The organism is Robbsia andropogonis, assembly GCF_000970345.1.
Lineage (GTDB): Bacteria > Pseudomonadota > Gammaproteobacteria > Burkholderiales > Burkholderiaceae > Robbsia > Robbsia andropogonis.
On record NZ_LAQU01000167.1, the window covers coordinates 1 to 1,643 of the forward strand.

At 55.0% G+C, this 1,643-nt stretch carries 1 protein-coding gene and 1 pseudogene; both read left to right on the top strand.

Features of this window, described 5'->3' with window-relative positions; all coding sequences use genetic code 11:
* Positions 1-198: pseudogene (locus tag WM40_RS26805) on the top strand (DUF4123 domain-containing protein); the annotation flags it as partial.
* A gap of 16 nt (positions 199-214) precedes the next feature.
* On the top strand, positions 215-1,643 hold a 1,429-nt coding region (locus WM40_RS26810; RefSeq protein WP_330218184.1), incomplete at its 3' end, for a T6SS effector BTH_I2691 family protein.

Genomic DNA, 1,643 nt, shown 5'->3' on the forward strand with positions numbered 1-1,643 from the left:
TTTGTTAGTCACGCACTAGCATGGCACCCAGAGTTTGATCTGCATCCCAAGGTTTTACAGATTCTTGGTCGTAAAGCAGACGATGAGTTTTATGCTGAACAAATCGAACAACTCACGCCGGAAGAAATCGAGGAAATTTGTGAAGGGGTTTGGCATGAGCGCCTGAGAACCTCGAATAACGCGGGTGGTCGTACCTGAACATCACGATAAGATCATGGAAAACGCTGCTTCAACCTCTACCGAAAATTGCCCAAATTGTGATAAATCCGGACTTGCGATTTTGCCAGTTCGGTACACGGTCGTGCCGCAAACGATATCGAGTGCCATGCCTGCGGACATCATCGGGCTCGGTGTGATGGATGTTCCGCTGAGCGCACATCACTACAGCTTGCGAACCTTGCGTGAAGGCTGGCTTTATCTTTTCTACGAAAAAGGTGCGAGAGGCAGCAACTACTGGGAAGCCTACCGAGTAACGGAAGACGGGCGGCTCTGGAACCACAAAACGCCTGTGCCTTCGGAGCGCAAAGCGCATGCTGCCTGCGGGAAGCGCGGTAGCGTAGTTCCTATGGAGGTGATTGCCATCGAGAAACCTGAAAAGGCAACAAAGGTGTTCATCGCGTTTTCAGAGTATCCGTGGAACAAAAACGTTTTCGAGAAGTACGCGTCCAACGCACAGTTGCGTAGCGATCGCATGCAGGTGATCATGCCGTCGACGTGGATTCAGACGGGCAGTGGTATGTTCGGCATGAGAAAAGGTGAGGCTGGGCATGCGACGGCTGCCACTCAGGCCAGCATCGACCAGATCGTCGAGTACCAACCGGGTTTGAAATCCGACCTGCTAGCGCCTCCTGCTAAGCCGATCACGACGGATGCCGATGGCCGCGCTACCGACGATAGCCTGTGGGCGCAGGAAGCAACGCGTTATCCATTGTATATTCGTCAAACCTCTCCGTCCGGTTCAGCCAGCAAGGACCTGGTCAAACTCATGGAAGAGATCGGCAAGAATGAGGGCGGTACCCCGCACAAGCCGATGCTCCTAGCGCTTTGGGATGGGGTAGGCATCGCCCACGAGCTCGCGGGATTCCACAACGACCCAGCGGGTGCGCTGATGCGCTATACCAGTGCGCAGACAATGCGGGTTGACGCGGCTCAATCCATCGATTCGGCTGAAGCAGCCGTTCGCAGTGGTGCAGCCTTGAGTGAAAGTGCCTGGCGCCAGTCCCTCATGAGTAGTGCTCTGGGCGGCTATGAAGGAATGGGACTCATGATGCCTGGCACACAAGAGCAGATCGACAAGGCCGGGCAGCTCACCCCAGAAGAAAAGCAGGCTGCGGGGGATAAGGCTTGGAAGAAATACCAGGCGAGCCTCAAAGGGGGCAGGTGGCCGAACAGCTTTAGTAAGTGGTTTGATCAAGTGACTGACAAATGCGAGCAGTTGCAGAAGCAGCGTGTTCCTGATCGCGATGCATGGCTATCCGCTGATACCTTCCGCCACGCACTGAATGACTATGATCCGAACGATGCGGGCGACGGAATGGCGTTTACCGGCGTGATCGACGAGGCGTTTGCCGGATTGCCAGCCACCGATACGGGTTTGCGTATTGTTGAAAAGGTGATCAACAACATGGACCCGATGGACGAGC